Below are 24,611 nucleotides of genomic sequence, written 5' to 3'. Positions count from 1 at the left end.
CTTCACGATGAAGCGGTTTTTATTTTCTACTCGTACTCTTTTCGATATAAACGACAGTTAACTTATTCTGCAGTTTCCAGCAGACTGTTTCTGTATTTCTGCCAAACTTTACCGCTATTGATACCATAACTGCGCATTAAGCCAGGGATAGCATTGTGATTTTTCTCATGGGCAAGTTGAAGTAGCGCCTCATAAAAGTCCAGCGCGATCTCACGAGCCTTATCTATCGCAAAATAATCTTCTCCGACACGACTGTACAGACCTTTGAAGCCGTTTAGGATCAGAACATAAAGAGGGTTACCACAGTTGTAAGCCAGGGCATGGTGTAACCGATAATCAAATTCTACATAAGCCTTAGGATCATCGTTCAAAGAAGATATCTCTTCTAATACTTCAATCACTTTTTCCGGGTTATGGCGAATTGCACCTTTAAAATAGATAGCACTGATATTAGTTCGCGCAGAAAGTAACTGCTCTAACAATACAGGTTCACCTGCCGGGTTAAGGTCGGCGATAGTTTCTAATACATTAAGACCTGAGGTTTCCCAAATATCGTTGACGCGAGTAGGTTTACCGTGCTGAATAGTTAACCAACCATCTCTGGCTAAACGTTGCAGGACTTCCCTGAGCGTGGTACGGGTTACTCCGATCAGCTCCGATAATTCACGCTCTGCTGGTAAAATAGAACCTGGTGGGAATTTCTCCTCCCAGATAGATCGGACAATATACTTCTCAGCAAAGCTCGCAGGTCCTTTGGCTTCAATAATATCTTTGTTTTTTGCCACGACAGGAGCTTTTTGGACAATTGTCATCAGGTTAATTTTCCCAATTTAAAAAGTGATATTTAATACACTGATCATACCAGAGCCGGAAGAAATGGAAACCTTTCTCGGATAATAGTGGCCAAGATCAACGATTAAGATCACAAAACAACTCAGAATCAGCGTGCAGTCAATCTTTTAAACCTATTTTGCCATGTTAATCGACATTTTAAGGTTTTTTTAAGATGAACATGAAGCTAGGGTATTAATTTAGGACTCTCTTTAAGCTAAACTGTGCGATTCAAATATATTGAAGTCATAAATCTAATAATCATATCTATCAACAATTTTGAGAGGGTGCCATGCCTGTGACTATGAGTCAGGCGTTTATTGATAACTTCTTAGGAAATTCTCCTAAGTGGTTCAAAATCGCAATTTTATCTTTTTTAATTATCAACCCAATTATTTTTTACCTGAATCCGTTTATCGCGGGTTGGTTACTGGTTATTGAGTTCATCTTCACCTTGGCTATGGCACTAAAATGCTACCCACTTCAGCCCGGTGGTTTATTAGCCATCGAAGCCGTCGCCATCGGCATGACCTCCCCAAGTCAGGTCTTTCATGAGTTAGAGGCCAACCTTGAAGTTATGTTGCTGTTGATCTTCATGGTTGCCGGCATCTATTTCATGAAGCAACTACTGCTGTTTGTCTTCACTAAGATGATCACTAAGGTACGCTCAAAGATTGTAGTATCTTTAATGTTCTGTATTGCTTCAGCCTTCCTGTCCGCTTTCCTCGACGCCCTGACGGTGATTGCCGTTATCATTGCTGTCGCAGTTGGCTTCTACTCTATCTACCATAAGGTGGCTTCGGGTAAGAGCTTCGCCGACGATCATGACCATACTTCCGATGGACACCATCAGCTGTGTCAAGATGAATTAAGCGCATTCCGTGGTTTCCTTCGTAACCTGTTGATGCACGCCGGTGTAGGTACAGCACTCGGTGGCGTATGTACTATGGTGGGCGAACCGCAAAACTTGATTATTGCGGCTCAAGCTAATTGGCAGTTTGTCGAATTTGCGATGCGAATGTCACCTGTAACCGTCCCTGTCTTCTTTGCCGGTATTACCACCTGTTTCTTAGTCGAAAAATTTAAGGTGTTTGGTTACGGTCAACAGTTACCGGAAGCGGTACATACCATCTTGTCTGAATTTGCTGCTCATGAAGATGCTCACCGAACTAAGCATGACAAGGTTAAACTACTCATTCAGGCACTGATTGGTGTTTGGCTGGTCGTTGGACTCGCTTTCCATCTAGCCTCAGTTGGTTTGATTGGTCTGTCTGTTATCATTATGGCAACGGCATTTAACGGAATCACGAACGAGCATGCCATAGGTAAAGCCTTCGAAGAGGCACTGCCTTTCACCGCACTATTGGCCGTATTCTTTGCCATTGTAGCTGTAATTATCGACCAGCAGCTGTTCGCTCCTGTAATTCAGTGGGCGCTTAGCTACGAAGGTAACACACAGCTGGTTATCTTCTATATCGCCAATGGCCTACTGTCTATGGTCAGTGATAACGTCTTTGTCGGTACGGTTTATATCAACGAAGTTAAAGCCGCTCTGTTATCGGGCCAGATCACCCGTGATCAGTTCGACCTGCTTGCCGTAGCAATCAACACAGGTACTAACCTACCATCGGTTGCCACACCAAACGGGCAAGCCGCATTCCTGTTCTTGTTAACTTCAGCAATTGCTCCCCTCATTCGCCTCTCGTATGGACGTATGGTATGGATGGCATTGCCTTACACCATAGTGCTGTCGATTGTCGGCGTCTTAACCATTCAACTCGGTGGCCTGGAGCAGATGACTCAATACTTCTATGACTCACATATGATACTGCATCATAGCGTCAAAGACGCTGCCGGCGCGGTCAGCGGACATTAAGTCTGAAGTTGATGAGTAATATTAAGATTTAATCTGAACTTTCTTAGTTCATCAAAGTCTTATGAAAACGCCCTTTCGGGCGTTTTTTTTATTATATCTATGATTATGGAGAGCAGCCTCTTGAACCCTGTGACACGATTCGCTCAATCTCGCCTGGCCTGGCTAATTCTTGCAGGCACAGCACTTGGGCTGGAGCTTTGTGCCCTTTTCTTTCAACATGTAATGAAACTCGATCCCTGTGTCATGTGCATTTACCAAAGGTTGGCCATTTTTGGCATTTTGGGCGCTGCACTTATCGGCATAGTCGGTTATAAGAATCGTTTTTTGCGCTTTATCGCCGTGCTGGGCTGGGGAATTAGTGCCGCATGGGGCTTGAAACTAGCCTTAGAGTTAGTGGATATGCAGACGAACCCTTCTCCGTTCTCTACCTGCTCCTTCCTGCCTGAATTCCCGAGTTGGATGCCCCTGCATGAATGGTTACCTTCGGTATTTATGCCATCGGGCATGTGCAGCGATATCCCTTGGCAGATGATGGGAGTGACAATGGGGCAATGGATGATTGTTGCTTTTTCAACTTATCTGTTAGCACTGGCTATCTTCATGATCCCCGCACTGAGTAAAACTAGATAAGTCAAAACCACCCAGTAAAAACTCATCGCTCCGGTGTCTTCATGGCCCTATGGTCATGGAGACATTTTCTCTCTTGATAATATACCTATTGATATTAATGAAGATTATCGCTGTGTAGCTAGATAAGATTTAGTTTCGCCCAGTAGCAATCTCAGCGCCTTTATAAGGCGCCAATAGCGATACGGATAACAGGTGATTTAGTGTGCGGTCTATTCGTTTATTCGATATCTTTTAAAGGCCAAAGCACGATATGGTCTTCCATATACTTCACTTTCGTTTCACAGGTCACTTTATTCTGAATAGACATGCCGGCAGCATGCATCGCCTCTTTAGAACCTGTGATTAACGGGTGCCAGGAAGGAAGCTCACGACCAAAGTGAAGACGACGATACGCGCAGCTATCCGGTAACCAGGTTAGCTCGGCAACATTATCCACGGTGACTTGCGTGCAGGATGGGACAAAATTGAAACGCTGAACATAGTGGACACAATGTCCATCTGATGGATCTAATAATTTACAGGCTGCATTCGTATAATAAAGTTCTTCGGTCTCATCATCGATCAACTTGTTTAAACAACATTTACCACAACCATCACAAAGTGACTCCCACTCTTGGGTGTCCATCTCAGCTAAGGTTTTATTCTTCCAAAACGACATGATTAAATTCTATAAAAAAGCCCACTCTCGCGGGCTATTTTACACTATTTTATCGCCGGATACTTGATCCGCTCCGAAAGATAGGTCACTGAAAGGGCAAAATAGTCAGATTCATTCCATTTCAGCAAGGCTCGATAGTTATCATAAACGAGGTATTTACGCCCTATTGCACCATCAGGCATGATCAGTGAAATTTGCATATCATTCCGCGAAGGCAGTTTTGAGCCATCGAAACGCGTCACGCCGAGGGCAGACCACTGTGAGAAAGTTTTCTTTATATCGAGTGACGAATGCGAGAGATCGAACTCTTTGGGAACGAGAACCTGACGTCCCCAGGTACCGTCACTCTTCCAACCTGCTTGCTGTAGAAAATAGGCCAAAGAGGCGAAGGTGTCTTGCGTGTTATTCCAGATATCACTCTTGCCATCACCATCACCATCCTGGGCGAACAAGAGATACTGGCTTGGCGTAAAATGAGTTTGTCCCATGACACCGGTCCAAGAACCTTTCAAGTTGTCAAAGTCGATATCATTTTGCTCAATGATCTTTAAGGCAGAAAAAAACTCATCTCTGAAGAAGGCCTCTTTGCTCCCCTCATAGGCAGAGGAAGCTAAAACAGACAACAGGGGAAGATGACCTGAGTCGACGCCAAAATCCGATACTATGCCCAATAGGGCGATAATAAATCGAGGCTGTACGTCATACTTATCGCCTAGGGCTTTAAGTTCCGCGCTATGTTCTTTAAACAGCTGTCTCGCTTTTTCAACTTTCCATTCAGGTACGGTCGCGGGGAGGAAGGTTTCCAGAGAAGTCTTAGGTTCAACTTGAGTTTTTCCGGTAAATACTGCCCGCTTAAAAGGCTTAATTTTTGGAAAAACACGATCCACGGTTTCGTTTTCAATGCCCTGCTCTTTGGCTTCGTGTTTTAGTGCGTCTAAATATTCAACGAAATTAGGCGATTGTTGACTGTCTTGTGCAGATGCGAGTTGCACCGAGCCACTAAGCAGGGTGATAAAAAACGCGGCTCCAATTTTTTTCCAAACCATAGCTGATCCCTTCTATGCTAACGATTCCCTAACTCGTTCTAATCTCGGCTGTAGCCAATCTCCAGCTTATGCTGTTCGAGTAAGTTAACTTTCGGTGGGGGGAGTTGCAAGTAATAACCTTTTTCGGCAAGTTCACTTCTTACTTTCTTGATGTCTGCGAATCCTAAGTGGTCACGCTTCATAATAGGGAGCATCATCACTAATTCTGGTGCGCCGAACATCTCCATCAATGCTTCGGGTACCCGCTCAAACTCATTGCGCTTTTCAACGAAAAGGTAGCTGTCGACCTTACGTCGACTCTTATATACAGCACAGATCATATACTATCTATTTTCCAAACTATTCAACTTGCCAGTAACGAAACCACACTATAACATGGTCGGTCATTAATATAATGCAAATCAGCGCCAAGTCTGATTATTTATAAAGAGCAATGTCGCAATGCAGACACCTAGCCTAGAGTTAAAAGGCTCATCTTTTACGCTTTCTGTACTCCATATCAATAGCATTGATCTGGAAAAGGTGGCGAAAGAGCTTGATAGCAAACTTGCTATCGCCCCTCAGTTTTTTATTGGCGCTCCTCTTGTCGTCAATCTCAGCTCAATTTCAGACTCGAGTTTTAACCTTGCCGCACTAAAAGACCTTCTCACTTCACGACAATTAGTGATTGTTGGGATAACCGCGGCAATTAACACCTTGACTGAACAGGCTAAAACTTTAGGTCTGGCGATAATTAAATCGGGAAAACAGACCCAATCCCAACCACAGTTACCCAAGACAACTAAATTAGTGAAACAGAATGTTCGATCCGGACAACAGATCTATGCTAAAAATGGAGATCTGGTTGTCATTGGAACTGTGGGTAACGGCGCCGAGGTTATTGCCGATGGCAGCATTCATATTTATGGCACATTACGTGGTAAAGCCATGGCGGGCGCATCGGGTGACAAACACGCTGTCATCATTGCAAAAACCATGGAAGCCGAACTCGTTTCTATAGCGGGTCAATACTGGCTAACAGACAATATTCAGGCCAACAGCACAACAAAAAGTGGCTGTATTCGTCTCGAAGGTGAATCTCTTACCATAGAGTCACTGCCTCTTTAAGACAGAGAAAAGGAAAGAACAACACATGACACAAATTATTGTTGTCACCTCAGGTAAAGGCGGTGTAGGTAAAACAACATCCAGCGCAGCTATTGCAACCGGGTTGGCATTAAAAGGACACAAGACTGTCGTTGTAGATTTTGATATCGGACTTCGAAATTTAGACCTTATTATGGGCTGTGAGCGCCGGGTCGTTTACGACTTCGTCAATGTTATCAATGGCGAAGCCAACCTAAATCAAGCCTTGATTAAAGATAAACGTTGTCCAAATTTATTTGTTCTGCCCGCCTCTCAGACTCGTGATAAAGATGCGCTGACTAAAGAGGGCGTGGGCCGGGTACTCGATGATCTGGCTAAAGACTTTGAGTTCATCATCTGCGACTCTCCTGCCGGCATCGAAACCGGGGCGATGATGGCACTCTATTTTGCCGACATTGCTATAGTGACAACCAATCCTGAAGTCAGCTCAGTCAGAGACTCTGACCGTATTCTTGGAATGTTACAGAGTAAATCTAAGCGCGCCGAGCAGAGTCTAGAGCCGGTTAAAGAATTTTTACTCCTGACCCGCTACTCACCTAGTCGAGTCACGACCGGTGAGATGCTCAGTGTCGAAGATGTAGAAGAGATCTTAGCTATTCCGCTTATCGGTGTGATCCCTGAGTCTCAAGCTGTATTGAAGGCATCGAACTCTGGTGTACCCGTTATCATGGATCAAGAGAGTGACGCAGGCAAAGCCTATAGTGACAGTGTTGATCGCTTGCTAGGTGAAGAACTTCCTTTACGTTTTGTAACTGAAGAGAAGAAAGGATTTTTAAAAAGGATATTTGGTAGCTAACTATGTCTTTACTCGATTATTTCAAAAGTAAAAAGAAGCCAAATACGGCCGTTACAGCCAAGGAACGTCTGCAGATCATCGTAGCGCATCAACGTGGCGAACGAGATGCGCCGGACTATTTCCCTCAGATGAAGCAAGAGATCATAGAGGTGATAAAAAAGTACGTCCATATCGATTCGGATCAGGTATCGGTTCAACTGGATCAAAATGACGATAAACTGTCTGTACTCGAATTGAATGTGACCTTACCAGAAGAAAAGTAACCTGAGCTCACTTTCAGCTAGCAATAAAAAAACCCGCGTTTATATCGATAAACGCGGGTTTATTTTTATCTGTACAGGCTTTATAGCAATCGGTATTACAAAGCCAATTCGGTCAGTGGTGATGCGGCAATATCAGCGCGCCAACCACTTAACAACAGCGGAGTATCGCCGCTCTTTCCATCCCATAACCATTGCAGATACTCATGAATATGTCGCTTCGAGCCAAGCAGTTCAATCGGAACATCATGCTTTTCAGAAAGTGCGCTCAGACAATTCTTAATGGTCTTAAATGATGACTTATAACCGTTCCTCAACGCCAACACATCGATTGGCTTAGGCAGGTTATCGAGATCGGCGGTATCGAGCAATGCTAACAGGTCTCGACCATGTATGCGTTTCTCCTGTTCCGTCAGTTCGATCATCTTATTGAGTTCACTGACATTCTTTGGCTGCTTTTTTGCCAAGCCAATCAAGGCATGATCTTTCACCACAAATCCAACGGCAAGATCTCGTGATAACGCCTTATTTAATCGCCATTTAGCCAAAACCTTAAGGTAAGCTAACTGCTTAGCGCTCAATTGAAAGGCATTTTTAACTTTCAGGTATGCCAATTCAAGATCCGGCGGAGTTAAACGCCCTTGCGTCATACGCTCGCCTTCCTCGAATACCCAATCCAGTCTGGCTTTATCTTCTAACTTTTGAATGAGTTGAGGATAGAGCTCATAGAGGTAATAGACATCGTTGGCAGCATAGGTAAGTTGAGCCTTACTCAAGGGACGCTTCATCCAGTCGGTGCGGGACTCACCTTTATCCAGCGCGATATTCAGTGTCTGCTCGACCAATTTGGCATAGCCCAGCCCATGACCGAAACCACACAGTGATGCTGCGATTTGGCTATCGAACAGACGAATTGGCTGGCACTGACCATTGCGAGCGAACACCTCAAGATCTTCACTGCATGAGTGCAATACCGTGGTAATTTCCGGCTCAGTGAGCAGGCTCCAGAACTCTGACAGATTGCCAACGGCAATCGGGTCAATCAATGCTAACGTTGTACCATCGTAAGCCTGTATCAAACCAAGTCGGGCATAATAAGTACGCGTTCGTACGAATTCAGTATCCAACACCAATAAAGGACTCTGACGATATTTCGATACAAGCTCAGTTAAGCTCGCATCGTCATCTATATATTGAAACGCTAACAAGTTGTTCTCCCGGAAGATGGAATGCTACAAAATAAAAAGCCGGCTAATAGCCGGCTAAGAAAGCGAGATAAACACACCTATCATGTGCTTTTGAGGTAGTTAACTAGGCTTAACTTCATCCCTCAACTCTCTACGCAGAATTTTTCCTACGTTAGATTTCGGTAGCTCGTCTCTGAATTCTACCAGTTTAGGAACTTTATATCCCGTTAAATGCTTACGACAATGCGTGATGAGATCTTGTTCGGTTAAAGATTTATCATTTTGAACCACGAACACTTTCACTGTTTCCCCAGATAGCTCATTAGGGACTCCAACGGCAGCCACTTCAACCACCTTAGGATGCATGGCGACAACCTCTTCGATTTCGTTAGGAAATACATTAAAACCCGAAACTAAGATCATATCTTTCTTACGGTCGACGATGAAAAAGAAACCATTTTCATCCATATAACCGATATCACCCGTTGCCAGATAACCTTGATCATCGATAACGTTCGCCGTCTCCTCCGGGCGTTGCCAATAGCCTTTCATCACTTGTGGGCCCTTAGCAAACAGTTCACCACTCTCCCCCTGAGGCAGGACATTACCAGCATCATCGCGCACCTGAATATCCGTCATGGCAACCGGGAAGCCGATAGAGCCGTTGTAACCTTCAAGGTTATATGGACAACAAGTCACTAACGGAGCAGCCTCTGTCAGGCCGTAGCCTTCGAGTAGCTTATTCTTAGTGATTCTTTGCCATTTATCGGCTACGGCGCGCTGTACAGCCATGCCGCCACCTATGGACAACTTGACCTGGGAGAAATCTAACTCGGCGAACTCAGGAGTATTAACTAAGGCATTGAACAGGGTGTTAACACCGGTGATGGCTGTATAAGGATGCTTTTTCAGCTCACTGATGAATGCTGGCAGATCCCTAGGGTTAGTGATAAGCAGGTTGTTGGAGCCTTTATGCATAAACAACAAGCAATTCACGGTTAATGCGAAGATATGGTACAGAGGTAAGGCTGTTACCACGAACTCTTTGCCGTCGATCAACAGTGGCGAATACGCTGCATCTGCCTGTAACAGGTTACTCACCACATTACCGTGGGTGAGCATGGCGCCTTTCGATACCCCCGTAGTCCCGCCGGTATATTGCAGGAATGAGATATCATCGTTAACCAGTTTAGGTTTAACGTATTGCATCCCTCTGCCCTTCGATAACGCCTTTCGCATCGAAATAGCATGGGGCAAATTGTATTTTGGTACCATCTTCTTGATGTACTTGACGACAAAGTTAACTAATGTCCGTTTCGGAGCACTAAGAAGATCACCAAGCCCGGTCAGGATCACGCTCTCGACAGGTGTCTGATCGACAACCTTCTCGAGTGTATGGGCAAAATTAGAGACGACGACAATGGCTTTGGCACCGGAATCGTTCAGTTGGTGCTTCAATTCTCTTGGGGTATAGAGAGGGTTAACATTCACCACAACCAGTCCGGCACGTAATATGCCAAATAGCGCGATAGGATATTGTAATAAGTTGGGCATCATGATGGCGACTCTGTCGCCTTTGACTAACTTAAGTTCATTTTGAAGATAGGCGGCAAATGCGCGGCTTCGCTCTTCCAACTTCCGATAAGTCAGTGTCGCGCCCATATTAACAAATGCAGGTTGATCGGCGTACTTCGATACTGATTTCTCAAACATATCGACAAGCGAATCATACTCGTTTACATCAATCTCCGATGGTACATCATCAGGTAAGTTATCTATCCAAAGCTGTTCCACAAATCTCTCCTAATATCCCACATGCAGTGGATACAGACCACACTAGTCTGTAAAAAGCTTGTAAATCAACAAGCAATAACACTGTCTTTCATTTTTATTGTAAGCTCACCCGATTCATACAGGCGTTTTAATTATGATCATCATCACATAAATAGAGTAAAAAGCCTAGTCTCTTTTTTTATCTGTGTTAGTGATAATTTAAGTTAAGTAATCACTAATAGTATTAGCCGTTTTAACTGCATTTCCCATATGTAAGTGGTGGTCACCTTCCAGCTCTACGCAGGAAAGGTGTTTAAACCACAATTTAGCTTTAGGTAAAAGCGTGTTCAGCTCAGAATACCCCTGGTTTGCAGTAATAAGTAAAGTACTGGAACTGTGACCACTCATAAGTGCATCAACCTGTTCGAATGTCAGCCTGATAGGCGAATCTAATTTTAACCTTGGATCGCTTCGCCAACTGACTCCTATATCATGTTTTTGCATATTTCTATCGACCAGCAAGCGGCACCACCTCTCTTCCAGGCCGGTCAATCGCATTCTGGCTTTCACAGCAACTTCGATAGAATCATAAACTGCTGGGTCATCATCACGTTTCTTCAAGAAATGGCCATGACTGATAAAGCTATGTCGAAGCCGTTGATTGTTCTTTGAGGCAGCTTCAAAAAGTGGACAAATCGCCTCTATCAACACTAATTTATCCACTCTTTCTGGAAAAGCTGCGGTATAAGCTGATGCAACAATGCCACCCAAAGAATGACCAATAATGGCCTTTGGCGCCTGACGCTGCGACAACCTTTCAACAAGAATCTCAAGATCATAGAGGTAATCAACCCAGTGCAGCGGGTATGAACCGGGCCTATGCTCAGATCCGCCATGGCCCGGCCAGTCTATCGCCAGGATTTGATATTCAGCTGATAGCTCTTCGGCTAAAGGCTCAAAGCTATTGGCATTATCCAGCCACCCATGAAGGGCAAGTATCAATGGCTTATCGGGCGCCCCCCAACGGCGACCTGAAAGTCGTATATGGGGCAGTTGAAATTCTACCTCATTTTCGGGGGCGCAAGATTGCCACATATAGCCTCTGTTGTCAGTTGTTTATTGAGTTTTTTTGACAAATTTTAGTGTCATGCGATCACTCTCACCGATAGCAAGATACTTTTCTCTATCAAGCGAGTCCAACGCCAGACGTGGCGGGAGTGTCCACACACCTTTAGGGTAGTCCTTGGTATCTTTCGGGTTGGCATTTATTTCTGATTTTTCAACCAGTTTAAAGCCCACCGTTTCCGCAAGTGCAATCACTTGTGCCTGATCCATATAACCGGTTTTAGCTTCCATTCCCGGATTCGCTCTATGCTCAACCACCCCAAAGGTCCCACCAGGCTTAAGCACTTTATAAGCCGATTCGAACACGGGCTTCATATGACCTTTCATGGCCCAATTGTGAAGATTCCTGAACGTTAGCACCACATCGACGCTGCTATCTTTACCTAAGTGATAATAAACAGGTGGATCGAAGGTCACCATCGTGGCATCTCCCAGGTGATCCTTGTTATCGCCTAACCAAGATTCAAATTTTTTCCCCACCTTAGCCCGGTAACCATTGCGAAGTTTCTCATCATTGGGATTAGTATCGAAATTACCTGCAATATAGTTGCCGCTATGCGCCAGATAGGGGGCTAAGATCTCAGCATACCAACCACCTCCAGGCCAAAGTTCGACGACGGTATCTGATGCTTTTATATCAAAAAAGGACAGTGTTTCTAATGGGTGACGAAACCCATCTCGCTCAACATTTTTAGCTTGTCTGAACTCGCTGTTAACCGCATTTTTCAGGCTTTGGGTATCATCAATCTGTTCATGAGCCATGGCACTAAAAGTAAGACCTGCCGTGACAACGCAACCTAACGCTAGGGTCTTTATATCCATTTTTTGCTTCCCTGTAGGGTATTAAAGTAAAGACTAAACCTAACAGCTTGCCAGATTAAAATCCAAGCTCAGATTGATTCAAAAAGTAAATATACCAATCGGTATTACCTTTTAATTACCGAATTTTTTGCTGCACTATCGACCCGTCTCCAACAAAGAAAAATCATCACTGCACTGATTGCCAACCAAGCCATGACCCATATCCAACCTGGGATCCAGGTCTGCGTAGCTAACATAGCCGCATCACCTTTGCCATTCAGCCCTAACAAGACCGTTGGGCTGGCGAGCGCGTTGAGCATAATCATCAGCGCCATCACCCGCAGACCACTACCCAAAAATCGATTACGGCTAAGTTTGAGCGGCAACAGGAACAGGACGGCGAGACAAGCGAGAATAGAGATAGTCAGCAGATCTCTTCCCCAAAGTAAGGCGGTAACAATAACGGCAGATCCGAGCATAGCAAAGCTCATGCGGATCCCCCTTGGCCAGGTGGCCAGAATAAAGATCAGATAACCCCATAAGGCAGCCCCGAAATAGCCGCTGAAGCCGATAACAACAGGCCAGCCCCCTTGGCTGAAGCATAATCCGGCGCCATTAGGAAACAGTTGGATATGACTGACGATGCCACCGGTCAACAGCGTCGCTAAACCATGGGAGAGTTCATGAAAATAACTTTCGAGCCACTTAAACGGGACATTGATAAAAGGCAGGCGCGTGATCACCATAGCGAGCAGTAATTCAATCAGGAAACGTCCGCGACCGGGTGCACCTGCTTTACTCTCACTCTTGTCGGTGATGCCCTGAGTTAACGGGTCAGGCATAGGTATCGATACCCACCATTTGCTGAATCGCTTCTCTTTGAGCCGCATGCTGATTTGCCAGATAATGAGCAACGGCCCCTTCGGTGCCTTGTGTTTGTTGCTCATACTCCAGTTTTGCCACTAAGCGGGACTCCAACTCTTCAGGAGAAGGGTTCTGAGGCGGTGCAGACAGGGCATGTTGCTGAGAGTTTTCTTTATCTGCCTGTCCATGTGTGACTTGCTGACTGGCCTCGAGACCTTGGCTTTTGTGAGACTGCTCAACCTGATGGCTAGGTTCAACCTGTGAGCGCTTCACATTCGATGAAGATACCCCCGGGGCTTTCGTCGTAGACGGTGCAAAAAGATTTGATTGAATCTGCATTACTCTTCGTCCTTTAACATCAAGTTAATCGATTAGCGGTCACTCAAACCGGTCTCTCTAAACCTGCCTCACTAAACTGGTCTCTCTAAACCCGTCTTTCTAAACCAGAGTCAGGCTACCCGTTACCCGCTCACTCACGTCCGGGTAACTTCTTCCAGGTAACTGTATCACGCAAATACACGGGGGCCAGGTCATCAACGGCTGTACTCAGCCCCAGTGAAAAACCTGCTTTGGCCAGCGCTAACATGGCTTTAGCATCCGGAAACTTAACATTTTCAGCCAGTGAGATATTCTCAGACAAGGTCAGTAGATTAGGGTAGGCATCGAAGGCGGTACCACATACAAGAATCGGCTGACTAACATCCAGGGTCAGTGGCACATCATCGGGTGAGCAGACAAGCTCGGCATCTTTGAGCTCAGCCAAACCATCCTTAACAATAAACTGTCCCCAGTACACTTCTCCCATTCTGGCATCGATGGCGGCGATGATCTGCTGTCCGCCCTGCTCATCGAACACCGCCTGAGCCATGGTTTGCAGTGAAGATATCCCGATCACCGGAAGATCTTGGCCTAAGGCTAAGCCTTGAGTCATGCTGGTACAAATTCTGATACCGGTAAAGCTCCCCGGACCGCGACCATATGCAATTAAATCAACATTTTGAAGTTGAATGTTCGCCTGGGATAATACTGAATCGACCATAGGTAAAATACGCTGGCTATGCTCACGAGGCGCATCGGCCTGCTCGGAATAGATCTTCCCGCCTGAAATCAAGGCTGCCGAGCATGATTCTGTACACGTGTCTAACGCTAGCACGGTCAATGTTTCAATGTTTTTCTGTTTATCAGTCATCTAATACCACAAGCAAATAGGCCTGTATCAACACAGCCTTAAGATCACGAAATAGCGGCGAATAAGCCACTAGTTTTAAAGTTATCTTCTATGTGTTTACACACAGAGAAAAGAATGATTATACCTAAGAAACAGAACATCAATAAGTGTCTAAATTATAAAAGCCCATAAAAACACCGTTTTCGGTTAAAAAACCAACGGCACAGTCGTCACTAACGTAAAAAATTGACAATCATTCGGCTCACAGACGCATCGTCTGCCGCTAACGACAGGGACGCAATACCCGTTTTTACCCGTTGAACAGAGATAGCGTCACGTCTCATCATCATAAGATCGCGGACGTAACTTTTACTGAACTCCGGGTGTCCCTGAATACCTAAAAAATGCTCGCCTACCTGCATCATATAACAGGGGCAAAACTCACTGCCAGCGATGAGCTCGGCGCCTGCCGGCATTTTTGTTACCTGGTCCCTGTGACTCACTACTAATGCAAGTTGCTGTATATCCATCTCCATCCAGGCGGGTCTATGTTTAATCGTCGTTGTCATGACTCCGATCCCCCACCCCTTCGGCGAGCTCACCACTTCCCCTCCCAGTGCTTTCGCCATCATTTGATGACCAAAACAGATCCCGACAAATTTCTTATTTGAACTAAACAGTCGGGCAATAAAGGCCTCGAACTCAGCTATCCAGTGCGCATCATCATTGACACTGTAACGGCTGCCAGTCGAGATGTAGCCGTCACATTCGTCTATCGACTCCGGATAAACGCCATCAATCACCGGATACACGTTGATCGCTATCTGTTCATCGACATACTCAAATAGTCCAGCGAACATCTGCGGGTAGCTCCCATGCTTATCTTTCAAAGACTCGGCTACATCATCACAAAGCAGCAACCCTACTCTCATCTACCCCTCCCTAGACCTTCTTCATAACTCCATCACCCGAAAGTGATTAATTTAACAGGTAGCCTTGGCATCACAAACGCCCCTCAACAGCATCTGTAAAGAGTTCGGCGTATTCATCGGCCGTCAGGCAGACCGGGTTTCCCCCGGCGGCCGCATCTTTTACTGACATCTCTCCCACTAAGCGGACATCTTCGAGCGTGATGCCGATTTCATCGAGTGAATGGGGGATATCCAACCTGGCCCGAAACAGCAGTACCCATTCAAGAAAACTGTCAAACCCCGGATAGTCGAGCTCAAGGTATCTGGCCAATCGGGTAATTCTCTCCTCAATCTCTCCTCGATTCTTCTTTAATACATAAGGCATCAATATTGCGTTAAGCAGGCCGTGATGCTTGTTATAGAGCGCGCCTAATGAATGAGCCAGCGCATGCATGCCGCCGAGCCCTCGCTGAAAACTGGTCGCCCCCATGCTTGACGCCACCAGCATCTGGGTTCGTGCCTCGATATTCTCACCATCTTCGAACGCTGCGGGCAAGTAGGCTTTAATTAATCTGATGGCCTCGATGGCAATCCCTTCGGCCATAGGATGATAAGAAGGCGCGCAAAATGCCTCAAGATTATGTGATAGCGCATCCAGCCCCGTCGCTGCTGTCATTTGCGGCGACAACTTCACCGTTAGGCCGGGATCGAGTAACACAATGGCGGGGATCATCTTAGGATGAAAAATGATGCGCTTAACATGATATTCACCATCGGTATCTGTGATCACCGACGCCCGGCCGACCTCTGAGCCGGTACCCGCTGTCGTGGGTACGGCAACAACAGGCAGCATATTATCCGCATCGATTCGCTTCCAGTTATCACTGACATCTTCCGCCTGCCACAGAGAGATTGTTTGTTTGGCCATCATAGCTATCGCCTTACCGGCATCCAGACTTGAACCGCCTCCCAAAGCAATAACACCGTCGAACTCACCGGCATTAAACGCCTCTATCCCAGTTCGAATATTTTCGCCGGTGGGATTCCCCTGAATGTCACAAAACAGCTCTGCCATTAAACCGGCCTCTCTGCAATGAGACAATACGTCTGTCACCAATGACAACTCAGCTAAGCCGGGATCGGTCACCACCATCACTTTACTCATCGATAAATTAAGACACTTTTCTCCTATCTGTGAGATACAAGTATCACCAACTGTGATGGCCGTCGGGTAGTGCCAATTTGCAAATAGTTCCATCTATCGCTCCTAGATATACCCAAGCCACTTCAAAATGCTCAATCCTGCAAATCGAGGTCGTTTGGGTATAGTTTGCGCCGTTAAGACAAAACGGCTTAGTTATGTTTGATGTAAAACGATTTAGGCCGGGTCAAATAGTCGAAGCCAAATTGAGATAAACTGCACCCTCGTCCAGACTGCTTTATACCTGTCCATGCCAGAGCCGGATCAAGGTAATCACAACGATTAAGGAAGAAGGTGCCGGTTTCAATTAGCTCGCCTAAAGCGACTCCGGTTTCAATATCTTTAGTAAATATACTGGCGGTTAAGCCAAACTGACTGTCATTCATCAGATCTAGCGCCTCTCGATCGTCACTGACCTTCATGATCCCCATCACAGGACCAAACGACTCCTCTCTCATCACTCTCATCTGATGGTTAACCTGAGTTAATATCTGTGGCGCAAGATAAGCTGTCCCCGCCTGACTCATCTCGAACAAGGCCTCATCGATATGCGGCACCGCTCCCTGCGCTATCGCCTCCTTCACTTGCGCGCGCACAAAATCGGCTGCACCAGTTCTGACCATAGGCCCCAGCGTAGAGTCTGGATCATCGGCTCGCCCCAGTTGGTAATGCAAGGTTAACGCAACCGCCTGAGCGATAAACTCGTCATAGACACCAGAATGTACATAGACTCGTTCTATGCCACAGCATGACTGCCCTGAATTGAAAAAAGCACCATCGACTATGCTAGCAACCGCCTTTTCGATATCCGCGTCCTGACGCACATAGGCGGGATCTTTCCCCCCCAACTCTAATCCCACTCCAATAAATCGACCTTGAGCGGCTTTCTCTATCTCAACTCCGCCCTCCACCGAGCCGGTAAATGCCACATAGTTAATATCTTCTCTGCCGATGAGTTTGGTGATGCTCTCGTGACTGAGGTGCAAAAATTGAAACACGCCTTCGGGTAATCCCGCTTCATGAAAAGCCTGATAGAAACGTTCGGCACAGAGTGGCGTTTGAGCAGAATGCTTTAAGATGACGCAATTACCCGCTAATAAAGCCGGAATGATAGCGTTAACGGCGGTCAGGAAAGGGTAGTTCCAGGGAGCGATAACCAATACCACACCCAGAGGTTCTCGTTTGATGTATCGGGTTAACCCGGGCTTTTCCAATAGGGTTCGGGTGGAAAGCGCTTCATCACTCACGCTGATCATATATTCGCTGCGCTCGGCAACCCCATGTAACTCTCCGGCGCTATAGCGTATAGGACGTCCCATCATCCAGCTTAGCTCGAGGGCAATCTCCTTTTTATGGCTCAACAGACTATCTATCGCCTTTTGGCAGATCACTTTTCGGGTATCGAGCGCTGTAGCCTGCCAGTTCAACTTTGCCTGCACCGCCTTTTCGACACTGGCATTAACCAGCTCTTTACCGGCGTGTTGCCGACTAACATAAACACTGCCGTCGATAGGGGACACAGTCTGCTGCTCATTAGCGGTTGGTTTATCACCTTTAGACTCCTGTTGAGACTTCCCATGTGACTTTGCTTTTAAATTGCCTTGCTGAGATTTTGCCATCGCCGGGCTACCTCTTAACGTCGCTGATTTTTATCGATGAATGCCAATCGAAACTAGATAATTTCAAAGTAGCGCTCCATCTCCCAATCACTCACATGTTTTCTGAATTCACGCTCTTCCCACTCACGACTTATGGCGTAATGCTCGACAAACGCCTTACCAAAAAAGCACTCTGCGGCGCTCGATTGTTTAAAGCTTTGAGTGGCATCCCACAAAGTGGACGGTAAGGCTATCGATGCATCGTGGGTTTGCTCATAAGCGTTCCCCTTAACCTGTTCACCGGGTTCCAGCTTATGTTCAATTCCGTACAAACCGCTGGCTAAAGCAGCAGCCAGAGCCAGATAGGGGTTGGCGTCTGCGGCGCCTAAACGATATTCCACCCGCTGAGACTTCGCTGTTCCTGGGATAACACGCAGAGCCGTGGTGCGATTCTCAATCCCCCAGGTCGCATCTGTTGGCGCCCAAAACCCCGGGATCATACGTGAATAACTATTGATGGTAGGCGCTATCATGCAAAGAAACTCAGGCATCAAATGTTGTTGCCCGGCCAGGAAATACCGTTGAAGTTGACTCATGTTATGAGCCTGACTGGGATCATAAAACACCGAAGCACCGTCTTTATTTCGCAGCGACAGGTGAATATGACCACTCTGACCCGGATAGTCACCAGACCACTTAGCCATAAATGTGGCCATCAAGCCGCGCTTTTGTGCCAGCACTTTCATAAAGGTTTTAAACAGTGCCCCTTTATCGGCGGCAGCCTCTATGTTATCGACTGTGATGGCCGCCTCAATCACTCCCGGCCCCGTTTCTGAATGGATCCCTTCGATGGGAAAGTCCATGGTTTCGGCCATCGAAAGAATGTCTTGATACAGGCCGGAGTGTACCGAATTGCGGATCATGGAATAACCAAACCAGTCAGGGGTGACAGTTTCCAGATTGCGGAAGTTTTTTTCTCGAATGGAGTGCGGAGTTTCATTAAACAAGAAGAACTCATATTCAAGCGCCGCCATGGCCGAAAATCCCATAGTCTCGGCCTTCTCTATCACTCTGCGTAATATTCCCCTCGGGCAAAGCGCTTCAGCCTCCTTAGCAAATTCAGCGATAAAGAGTAGCATCCCCTCTTCACCCACGACATCCCGGCAGGTGTGGGGCAGTATTCGCACCGGCGCATCGGGGTAGCCAGTATGCCAACCGGTATATTTGGCATTATCATAGAGCTGATCCTTCACGTCCCAGCCCAGTACAACATCACAAAAGGCAAAGCCCCGCTCCAAGGCAGAGAAAAACTTGGCTTTGGACATATATTTGCCGCGCATAACGCCATCGATATCGAACAGGCCAACTTTAATATGGGTTAATTCGCGGTCTTCAACAATGGCCATCGCATCGCGAATACTCTTGACCTGTCTCGCTTCCATAATTGAGCTTCCTTATCTGTCTTACCTGAGTTCAAGTTTCGATGCCGCTATATGATTAAGTTTTTGACTGGATCCTTCATAGATTAAGAATAGTCTGTTTATCAAAGAGCTGTAGGTCATTTATCAGAGTTTAAAGCTTGAGCTGATTAACCCTGTGTTCAATACACTTCATTAAAGATAGCCCTCTTCTCCCCACTCGCCAGTGCGAAACACGCCACTCCTTAGCACTAACAAGCATAATTCCACCGACCATAAGGCAGAGGGATAAACTGTGCATCAGAAAAAAAAACGGGAGTATTGACTAGTGCATTTATTTGGCACTTACTCCAATATAAGTTGATGTTAATTTAAGGAGATAACTATGAGTACGACAAAACCAGTCATAGTGATTGTCGGTGGCGGAGCCGGTGGCCTGGAGCTTGCCACTCAATTAGGGCATAAACTCGGAAAGAAAGAGAAAGCCCGGATCATATTAATCGACAAGAATCGCACTCATATTTGGAAACCTCTGCTTCATGAGGTCGCAACCGGCTCTCTGGACTCAGATCTGGATGGGGTTGTTTATTCTGCCCATGCCGCCAAACATGGTTACCAATTCCAGCTAGGTACCTTTTGCGATCTGGATGCCGATGCTAAGCAATTAACCATGGCACCGATTGTCGACGATGGGGGTTACATTTTGCTGCCAGAGCGTCATATCGACTATGACAAGTTAGTGATCGCCATCGGAAGTGTCAGTAATGATTTCAATACCCCCGGTGTTAAAGATCATTGCTACTTTCTCGACTCCCACCAACAGGCGAATCGATTCCATAATGCATTACTGGACAGCTTTACCCGGGTTCATCAGTCAGACTCTACCAATAAGCTTAATATTGCCATCGTTGGGGGCGGCGCAACCGGCGTTGAGCTTTCTGCCGAGCTGTATCATGTGACCGAAATGCTCAAAATCTACGGTTTAAACAAGATGACGGCCGAGAAACTTAATATTCACCTGATTGAAGCCGGTCCTCGCATCCTTCCCGCCCTGCCTGAACGCATTGCAACCTCTGCCAGGCGGGAACTCAGTAAGCTAGGCGTCAATGTGATGGAAAATACCCGAATCGGCGAAGCCACATCCGAAGGCTTTGTCACCGCAGATGGCAACTTAATCCAGGCTAACCTGATGTTATGGGCCGCAGGCGTTAAAGCCCCTGATTTCATCAGAGCTATCGACCTTTTTGAGTTGAACAGGGCAAACCAGATACTGGTTAAGCCAAGTTTAATCAGTACGATAGATGAAGCCATCTACGTCATCGGTGATTGCTGCGCCTGTAAGCAAGCCGACGGCAGCTTTGTCCCGCCCAGAGCCCAGTCGGCGCATCAGATGGCCGAATGTGTAGAGAAAAACATTATCCATGAACTCAATTGCGAACCCCGTGAGGCGTATACCTATGTCGACTATGGCTCTTTGGTCAATTTATCTAAGTTCAGCACCGTTGGCAGCCTGATGGGCAACCTGACCAAGAACAGCATGTTTGTAGAGGGGAAAATAGCCAGACTGGTGTATATCTCGCTCTATCGCATGCATCAAAAAGCGATACACGGAACCTTGAAGACCATAGGGTTATGGTTTGCAGAGAAAGTTATGCGCGTGGTTCGCCCGAGAATGAAGCTGCATTGATGGAAATGGTAGACCCTTTTTTTGGGGGCAATACCATACAAAACCAATACTTTAATCGACAATAAATGTTTTGAAAATGTGGCACAAAAGCCATCGACCAGAAGGCAAAGTGAATTGCTCCATGGCGATGGTAAAGTTCTCTACAAAGATGACTTTGGAGAATTGCGTAAATATCATATCCCCGACTTCGGCTGCATTTTCATTGCTCAAGAGAGGATCCGTGAGTTTGATAAATGGCAGATTGAAGAGTTCAAACGTATACCTATACCTGCTAAGTTCCACAATTCAAACACACAGACACGAAGGAGATAGTTTGCCGTGATGAGATATTCTCTTGTATTAAAGCGCTGCGCGAGCGATTTCCTGAACGAAAACACTCAGATAAGCTGTTCAGACCTGCCAATGGTTCAACGACTAAAGAGCTTGGGAAGACACTTGATAAGGCATTAGTTGAAATAGGCTTAAAGTTATCAGCCCATGGTGTTAGAACACTTTATTCATTACGTCGTACCTATATCACTTGGCAGTTGATGTCTGGTGAAGTAAATATGGACATACTAGCCAAACAATGCGGCACAAGTGTTCTGATGATTGAGCAGCACTACAGTCATGTAGTACCCAAGATGTTCACTCGTGAACTGTCTGGTGTTGAAGTAAGAAAGTCGAAACCTAAGAAGAAAGTTATCTCACCAACAGCTTTAGCGAAGAAACAGGCAAGGCTAGTAAAACAGTTTAAAGAGTGGAGTATGGAGTATAAAAAGCGAGGCTGTATTTAGATAGAGCGATAGCCTTGAAGAGTCGGCCAATAAGACAACTTATCCGGTTAATGACCTTCATTTTACTCAACCTCGCAGTAAGTAACTACTAACGTGAGTGCAGGTCGTTTACCAGCTCAGCATAAAGTACCAAAGAAATCACTCGGTCATTAATACAGGGGGTTGCTATACATATTCATACAGCCCAATTGAAATAACACAGGATTCTCTTTATAGCTTCCTTAAGATGTAATATATTTATGACGATTATTGATAAGTTAGTGACAACCGTACTTTGATAACGAATGGCAATCACAGTAAAAAACAATAAGCAAATTACCCTGTACAAAGGATTGTTAAATGAGAATGAAAATTGCTACCCTGATATTTCTATTGATAATATCTAATGTAGTTCATGCACAGACTTGCCCTCTACCTAAAGACAAAAGCAAACCGACTTGGGTCGACACTCCAGTCGCAGAAGATGAACAATACTATTATGGATATGGTGTTACAGAAGGTGCCAGTATGCCTTTTTCAAAAACCCGTAAACAGGCTAGTGATGATGCCAGGGGTGATCTCGCTAATGGCCTTGCTGTACAGGTAACTTCTGAAGTTCTTATCAACAAGAAAAGCATAAACACTAATAACATCATTCAAATCCAGTCTGATATGCATGCAACAATAAAAACTAAAAGCAGCCTATACTTGTCAAATGCACAGATTGATAAATATTATTCAGATAAAGAAAACTGTTTAATGTGGGCTAAAGTCAAAATGCCAAAATCAAAATTCAACTTACATAAAAAACAACTAACCACTATAGCTAATGATGAATTAAATGCCATTTTGAATCGCATTAAAAACAATACTGAATTATTACTTATAAACGATAAAAAGCAAAATGATAAGTTGAACACAATCACTAAGAATACAAATAGAACTGCTCATGAAAAGCTTATTTCAGAGTATGGTGTTAGCGACTTTAGTCAAACAGGCTTCATCGAGAGCATGTTTAAGTTACCAAACGATAAAGTCGAAGGTGCCATGAGGCTTTTTAAAAATATAGGGTTTGATATAGGCATGCCTATATCAAACTATCCAGACTGTTTGGGTATCAGTCAAACACTAGGTCCACAAGATCATCTCAATAAAAAGCAATTGAGATTTTTTTATATCTCAAACAATCTGGATGTTGCGACCTGTCTAGTTGGGGTAGGTTTAGATAGCCAACGTTTTATTCGCATGCTTAATATCTTTGAGTTTGATGCAGATCAAAAAACAAACTACAGTCGATTGTATATGGAAAACTGGATAAATGGCAGGCATAAATTATACCCAAATGAAATCGCTGGCCCCAATCCTTCAGGTATGTTTGACCTATCTCATAGCTATAATATTTCGTTAATTAGCTTTCTAAAAGCAGAACAAGCACGAGACAACTTAGATCGTGGAGAATATACTGCGTTACATGTTGCAGCAATTTTTGATCGAAATGACCTTATTATTCCATTAATAAAGTTTGGGTTTGATAGCCAAGCAAAATCTAAATCAGGTTATACTCCACTTGCCTTAGCGATTGAGCACAAATCCTTCAACTTTATTCAAGAAGCGATATCGGCTAATTTTCACAAGGGTGATAGTGAAGGAGTTGCTTTTACTATTAGCTTATTAAGGGCAATTACATATATTGGCCAAGGCTTTAATCTTTATGGAGAGAACATAGTCACTAATGCAAAAACCAACCCTATGTTTAAAATTGCCAAAGAAATCAAACCTAGCAATAATCAAACATCTCAACAAAGTAAAAAGTTAGCGATAAAAAGTTACCAAGCAGCAATAAAGTCTATGGCATCACTCAACTTTACGAACAAAGACAAAAAAACAGAAGAAATAAACAAATACATAAGACACATACAAAAACTATAAAATAAAAACACCTTAGCCCACTCACTTGACATGACATGACATGACCTTGTGGTATTAAGTTATTTTACAAAAGTTTCTGGTCGACAACATAAAACTGGTTCATCTAACAAAGGAAGTTAGGTGAACCTGCTCAAATTCAGGTGAGGTGTAAAATAATACTCGAGGCTGTCCAAATTAAACTTACGATGCTTATATCATAAGTTATTCACTCGCAAATACCTTTAACTCACTTTCAGTAAGAAAAACCAAGTTTATATTTGATAAGCTTAGCTTTCCAAAACCATAGATATTAGGTTTAACCTTACCTCTTAGTAAACTCAGTGCTTCCTGACTATCTTCCCCTAATAACTCTTTATCATATAGGTCTTTTATCATATCTACATTTTCAGCTTGATTACCGGAGTAAGCCTGAATAAATGAAAAAGACAGACCAGATTGACCGAGGTCGAAGGACTCAACATAAAAGTTTTGATTTCTAGATGAATCTAAACTGAACAGCGATATCTGCTCACCCATCACTGAAAAATCATTCTCACCCAAACGAAGTTCAATTTGACTTGGAATCATAAATGTTGGTGAAAAGTCATCAACTAAAGCTTGAACATAGAATCCTTTAACCCGCTTCTCATCATGAGCGATACCTATCACATGACTTTTTTCAATATAAAAATCTATAGAAATATCTTCATCTAATTGTTTTGAAATTGGTGCTGCGCCAAGTAACTTTTGAATGTGTGAGTATGTACTATTTACATGAACACCCTTAATTTTCTTATAATAAGGCTCGTAGGTGAAGTTTTTAACTATTGCTTCTTTAGCTTGAGAAATTAACTCAATAGAATCACTAAACTGCCCTAATGCAATAAACAAGAGTGTGAAAGTGACTAACCACGAAGGTAGCCAACCTTTAAATTTATCTAAACGTTGCTGATGTACATCAGGTTCAATCAT

At 44.8% G+C, this 24,611-nt stretch carries 24 protein-coding genes; 8 read left to right on the top strand and 16 right to left on the bottom strand.

The features are described 5' to 3' along the window. Positions 1-62: 62 nt before the first annotated feature. Positions 63-812 carry a fatty acid metabolism transcriptional regulator FadR gene (gene fadR, locus EKG39_RS05660; protein WP_126504790.1) on the bottom strand — a complete coding sequence of 250 codons (750 nt, stop codon included), beginning with the start codon at positions 810-812 and terminating at the stop codon, positions 63-65. A gap of 311 nt (positions 813-1,123) precedes the next feature. On the opposite strand from fadR, the gene nhaB reads away from it, so the two are divergent. Together nhaB and dsbB are read left to right on the top strand one after the other, a co-directional pair. Beyond that, complete coding sequence (gene nhaB / locus EKG39_RS05655) at positions 1,124-2,707, top strand: sodium/proton antiporter NhaB (protein WP_126504789.1); 1,584 nt, start codon at positions 1,124-1,126, stop codon at positions 2,705-2,707. A 120-nt stretch (positions 2,708-2,827) separates the two neighbouring features. Further along, positions 2,828-3,337, top strand: coding sequence for a disulfide bond formation protein DsbB (gene dsbB / locus EKG39_RS05650; protein WP_126504788.1), 510 nt, complete (start codon positions 2,828-2,830; stop codon positions 3,335-3,337). A 217-nt stretch (positions 3,338-3,554) separates the two neighbouring features. Here dsbB and EKG39_RS05645 read toward each other — a convergent pair whose 3' ends face one another. The 3 genes from EKG39_RS05645 to EKG39_RS05635 are packed head-to-tail and all read right to left on the bottom strand — an operon-like array spanning position 3,555 to position 5,361. Then, a complete protein-coding gene (locus tag EKG39_RS05645; RefSeq protein ID WP_126504787.1) occupies positions 3,555-3,995 on the bottom strand; it encodes a YcgN family cysteine cluster protein in 441 nt (146 codons plus the stop codon). Between the two features lie 44 nt (positions 3,996-4,039). Beyond that, positions 4,040-5,041, bottom strand: a complete 1,002-nt coding sequence (locus EKG39_RS05640; protein ID WP_126504786.1) for a lytic murein transglycosylase — start codon at positions 5,039-5,041, stop codon at positions 4,040-4,042. A gap of 38 nt (positions 5,042-5,079) precedes the next feature. Then, positions 5,080-5,361, bottom strand: a complete 282-nt coding sequence (locus EKG39_RS05635; RefSeq protein ID WP_126504785.1) for a YcgL domain-containing protein — start codon at positions 5,359-5,361, stop codon at positions 5,080-5,082. Positions 5,362-5,482: 121 nt separating this feature from the next. Here EKG39_RS05635 and minC point away from each other — a divergent pair, with 121 nt between their 5' ends. Genes minC through minE form a run of 3 tightly spaced genes read left to right on the top strand, consistent with a single transcriptional unit; the run spans position 5,483 to position 7,246 of the window. After that, entirely contained in the window at positions 5,483-6,148 is a 666-nt protein-coding gene (gene minC / locus EKG39_RS05630) for a septum site-determining protein MinC (protein WP_126504784.1), read from the top strand. Between the two features lie 25 nt (positions 6,149-6,173). Further along, on the top strand, positions 6,174-6,983 hold the full coding sequence (gene minD / locus EKG39_RS05625; protein WP_126504783.1) for a septum site-determining protein MinD: 810 nt from the start codon (positions 6,174-6,176) through the stop codon (positions 6,981-6,983). A gap of 2 nt (positions 6,984-6,985) precedes the next feature. Then, on the top strand, positions 6,986-7,246 hold the full coding sequence (gene minE / locus EKG39_RS05620) for a cell division topological specificity factor MinE (protein WP_126504782.1): 261 nt from the start codon (positions 6,986-6,988) through the stop codon (positions 7,244-7,246). 95 nt (positions 7,247-7,341) lie between these two features. On the opposite strand, the gene rnd is transcribed toward minE, so the two are convergent. From rnd to EKG39_RS05565, 11 genes are all read right to left on the bottom strand, one after another. Continuing rightward, positions 7,342-8,451, bottom strand: coding sequence for a ribonuclease D (gene rnd / locus EKG39_RS05615; RefSeq protein ID WP_126504781.1), 1,110 nt, complete (start codon positions 8,449-8,451; stop codon positions 7,342-7,344). Positions 8,452-8,550: 99 nt separating this feature from the next. Then, positions 8,551-10,224, bottom strand: coding sequence for a long-chain-fatty-acid--CoA ligase FadD (fadD, locus tag EKG39_RS05610; protein WP_126504780.1), 1,674 nt, complete (start codon positions 10,222-10,224; stop codon positions 8,551-8,553). 198 nt (positions 10,225-10,422) lie between these two features. After that, positions 10,423-11,298: an alpha/beta hydrolase gene (locus EKG39_RS05605; RefSeq protein ID WP_126504779.1), complete on the bottom strand. Its 876-nt coding sequence runs from the start codon at positions 11,296-11,298 to the stop codon at positions 10,423-10,425. Positions 11,299-11,319: 21 nt separating this feature from the next. Then, complete coding sequence (locus EKG39_RS05600) at positions 11,320-12,150, bottom strand: class I SAM-dependent methyltransferase (protein ID WP_126504778.1); 831 nt, start codon at positions 12,148-12,150, stop codon at positions 11,320-11,322. Between the two features lie 104 nt (positions 12,151-12,254). Continuing rightward, positions 12,255-12,971 (bottom strand): M50 family metallopeptidase, encoded by a 717-nt coding sequence (locus EKG39_RS05595; RefSeq protein WP_126505324.1) that lies wholly within the window; start codon positions 12,969-12,971, stop codon positions 12,255-12,257. Continuing rightward, the gene (locus EKG39_RS05590; RefSeq protein ID WP_126504777.1) at positions 12,964-13,332 is read right to left on the bottom strand and encodes a hypothetical protein; all 369 of its coding nucleotides are present in this window, start codon (positions 13,330-13,332) and stop codon (positions 12,964-12,966) included. Before EKG39_RS05590 ends, EKG39_RS05595 begins: the two co-directional genes overlap by 8 nt. A 130-nt stretch (positions 13,333-13,462) precedes the next feature. Then, positions 13,463-14,182: a tRNA (adenosine(37)-N6)-threonylcarbamoyltransferase complex dimerization subunit type 1 TsaB gene (gene tsaB / locus EKG39_RS05585; RefSeq protein ID WP_126504776.1), complete on the bottom strand. Its 720-nt coding sequence runs from the start codon at positions 14,180-14,182 to the stop codon at positions 13,463-13,465. 212 nt (positions 14,183-14,394) lie between these two features. Then, positions 14,395-15,093 carry a type 1 glutamine amidotransferase gene (locus EKG39_RS05580; RefSeq protein ID WP_126504775.1) on the bottom strand — a complete coding sequence of 233 codons (699 nt, stop codon included), beginning with the start codon at positions 15,091-15,093 and terminating at the stop codon, positions 14,395-14,397. Between the two features lie 70 nt (positions 15,094-15,163). Further along, the gene (locus EKG39_RS05575; RefSeq protein WP_126504774.1) at positions 15,164-16,330 is read right to left on the bottom strand and encodes an iron-containing alcohol dehydrogenase; all 1,167 of its coding nucleotides are present in this window, start codon (positions 16,328-16,330) and stop codon (positions 15,164-15,166) included. 95 nt (positions 16,331-16,425) lie between these two features. Then, the gene (locus EKG39_RS05570; RefSeq protein ID WP_126504773.1) at positions 16,426-17,892 is read right to left on the bottom strand and encodes an aldehyde dehydrogenase family protein; all 1,467 of its coding nucleotides are present in this window, start codon (positions 17,890-17,892) and stop codon (positions 16,426-16,428) included. Between the two features lie 53 nt (positions 17,893-17,945). Beyond that, a complete protein-coding gene (locus tag EKG39_RS05565; RefSeq protein ID WP_126504772.1) occupies positions 17,946-19,313 on the bottom strand; it encodes a glutamine synthetase family protein in 1,368 nt (455 codons plus the stop codon). A 361-nt stretch (positions 19,314-19,674) separates the two neighbouring features. On the opposite strand from EKG39_RS05565, the gene EKG39_RS05560 reads away from it, so the two are divergent. From EKG39_RS05560 to EKG39_RS05550, 3 genes are all read left to right on the top strand, one after another. Beyond that, positions 19,675-20,976, top strand: coding sequence for an NAD(P)/FAD-dependent oxidoreductase (locus EKG39_RS05560; protein ID WP_126504771.1), 1,302 nt, complete (start codon positions 19,675-19,677; stop codon positions 20,974-20,976). A 548-nt stretch (positions 20,977-21,524) separates the two neighbouring features. Further along, positions 21,525-21,752 (top strand): hypothetical protein, encoded by a 228-nt coding sequence (locus EKG39_RS05555; RefSeq protein ID WP_148103052.1) that lies wholly within the window; start codon positions 21,525-21,527, stop codon positions 21,750-21,752. 339 nt (positions 21,753-22,091) lie between these two features. Further along, the gene (locus EKG39_RS05550) at positions 22,092-23,660 is read left to right on the top strand and encodes an ankyrin repeat domain-containing protein (protein WP_126504769.1); all 1,569 of its coding nucleotides are present in this window, start codon (positions 22,092-22,094) and stop codon (positions 23,658-23,660) included. Positions 23,661-23,861: 201 nt separating this feature from the next. On the opposite strand, the gene EKG39_RS05545 is transcribed toward EKG39_RS05550, so the two are convergent. Then, on the bottom strand, positions 23,862-24,611 hold the full coding sequence (locus EKG39_RS05545) for an ETEC_3214 domain-containing protein (RefSeq protein ID WP_126504768.1): 750 nt from the start codon (positions 24,609-24,611) through the stop codon (positions 23,862-23,864).

The sequence above is a fragment of the Shewanella atlantica genome (assembly GCF_003966265.1).
In the GTDB taxonomy this organism is placed as follows: Bacteria; Pseudomonadota; Gammaproteobacteria; order Enterobacterales; family Shewanellaceae; genus Shewanella; species Shewanella atlantica.
The sequence above is the reverse complement of the archived record's forward strand: the minus strand, read 5'-3'. Positions and strand labels throughout refer to the sequence as shown.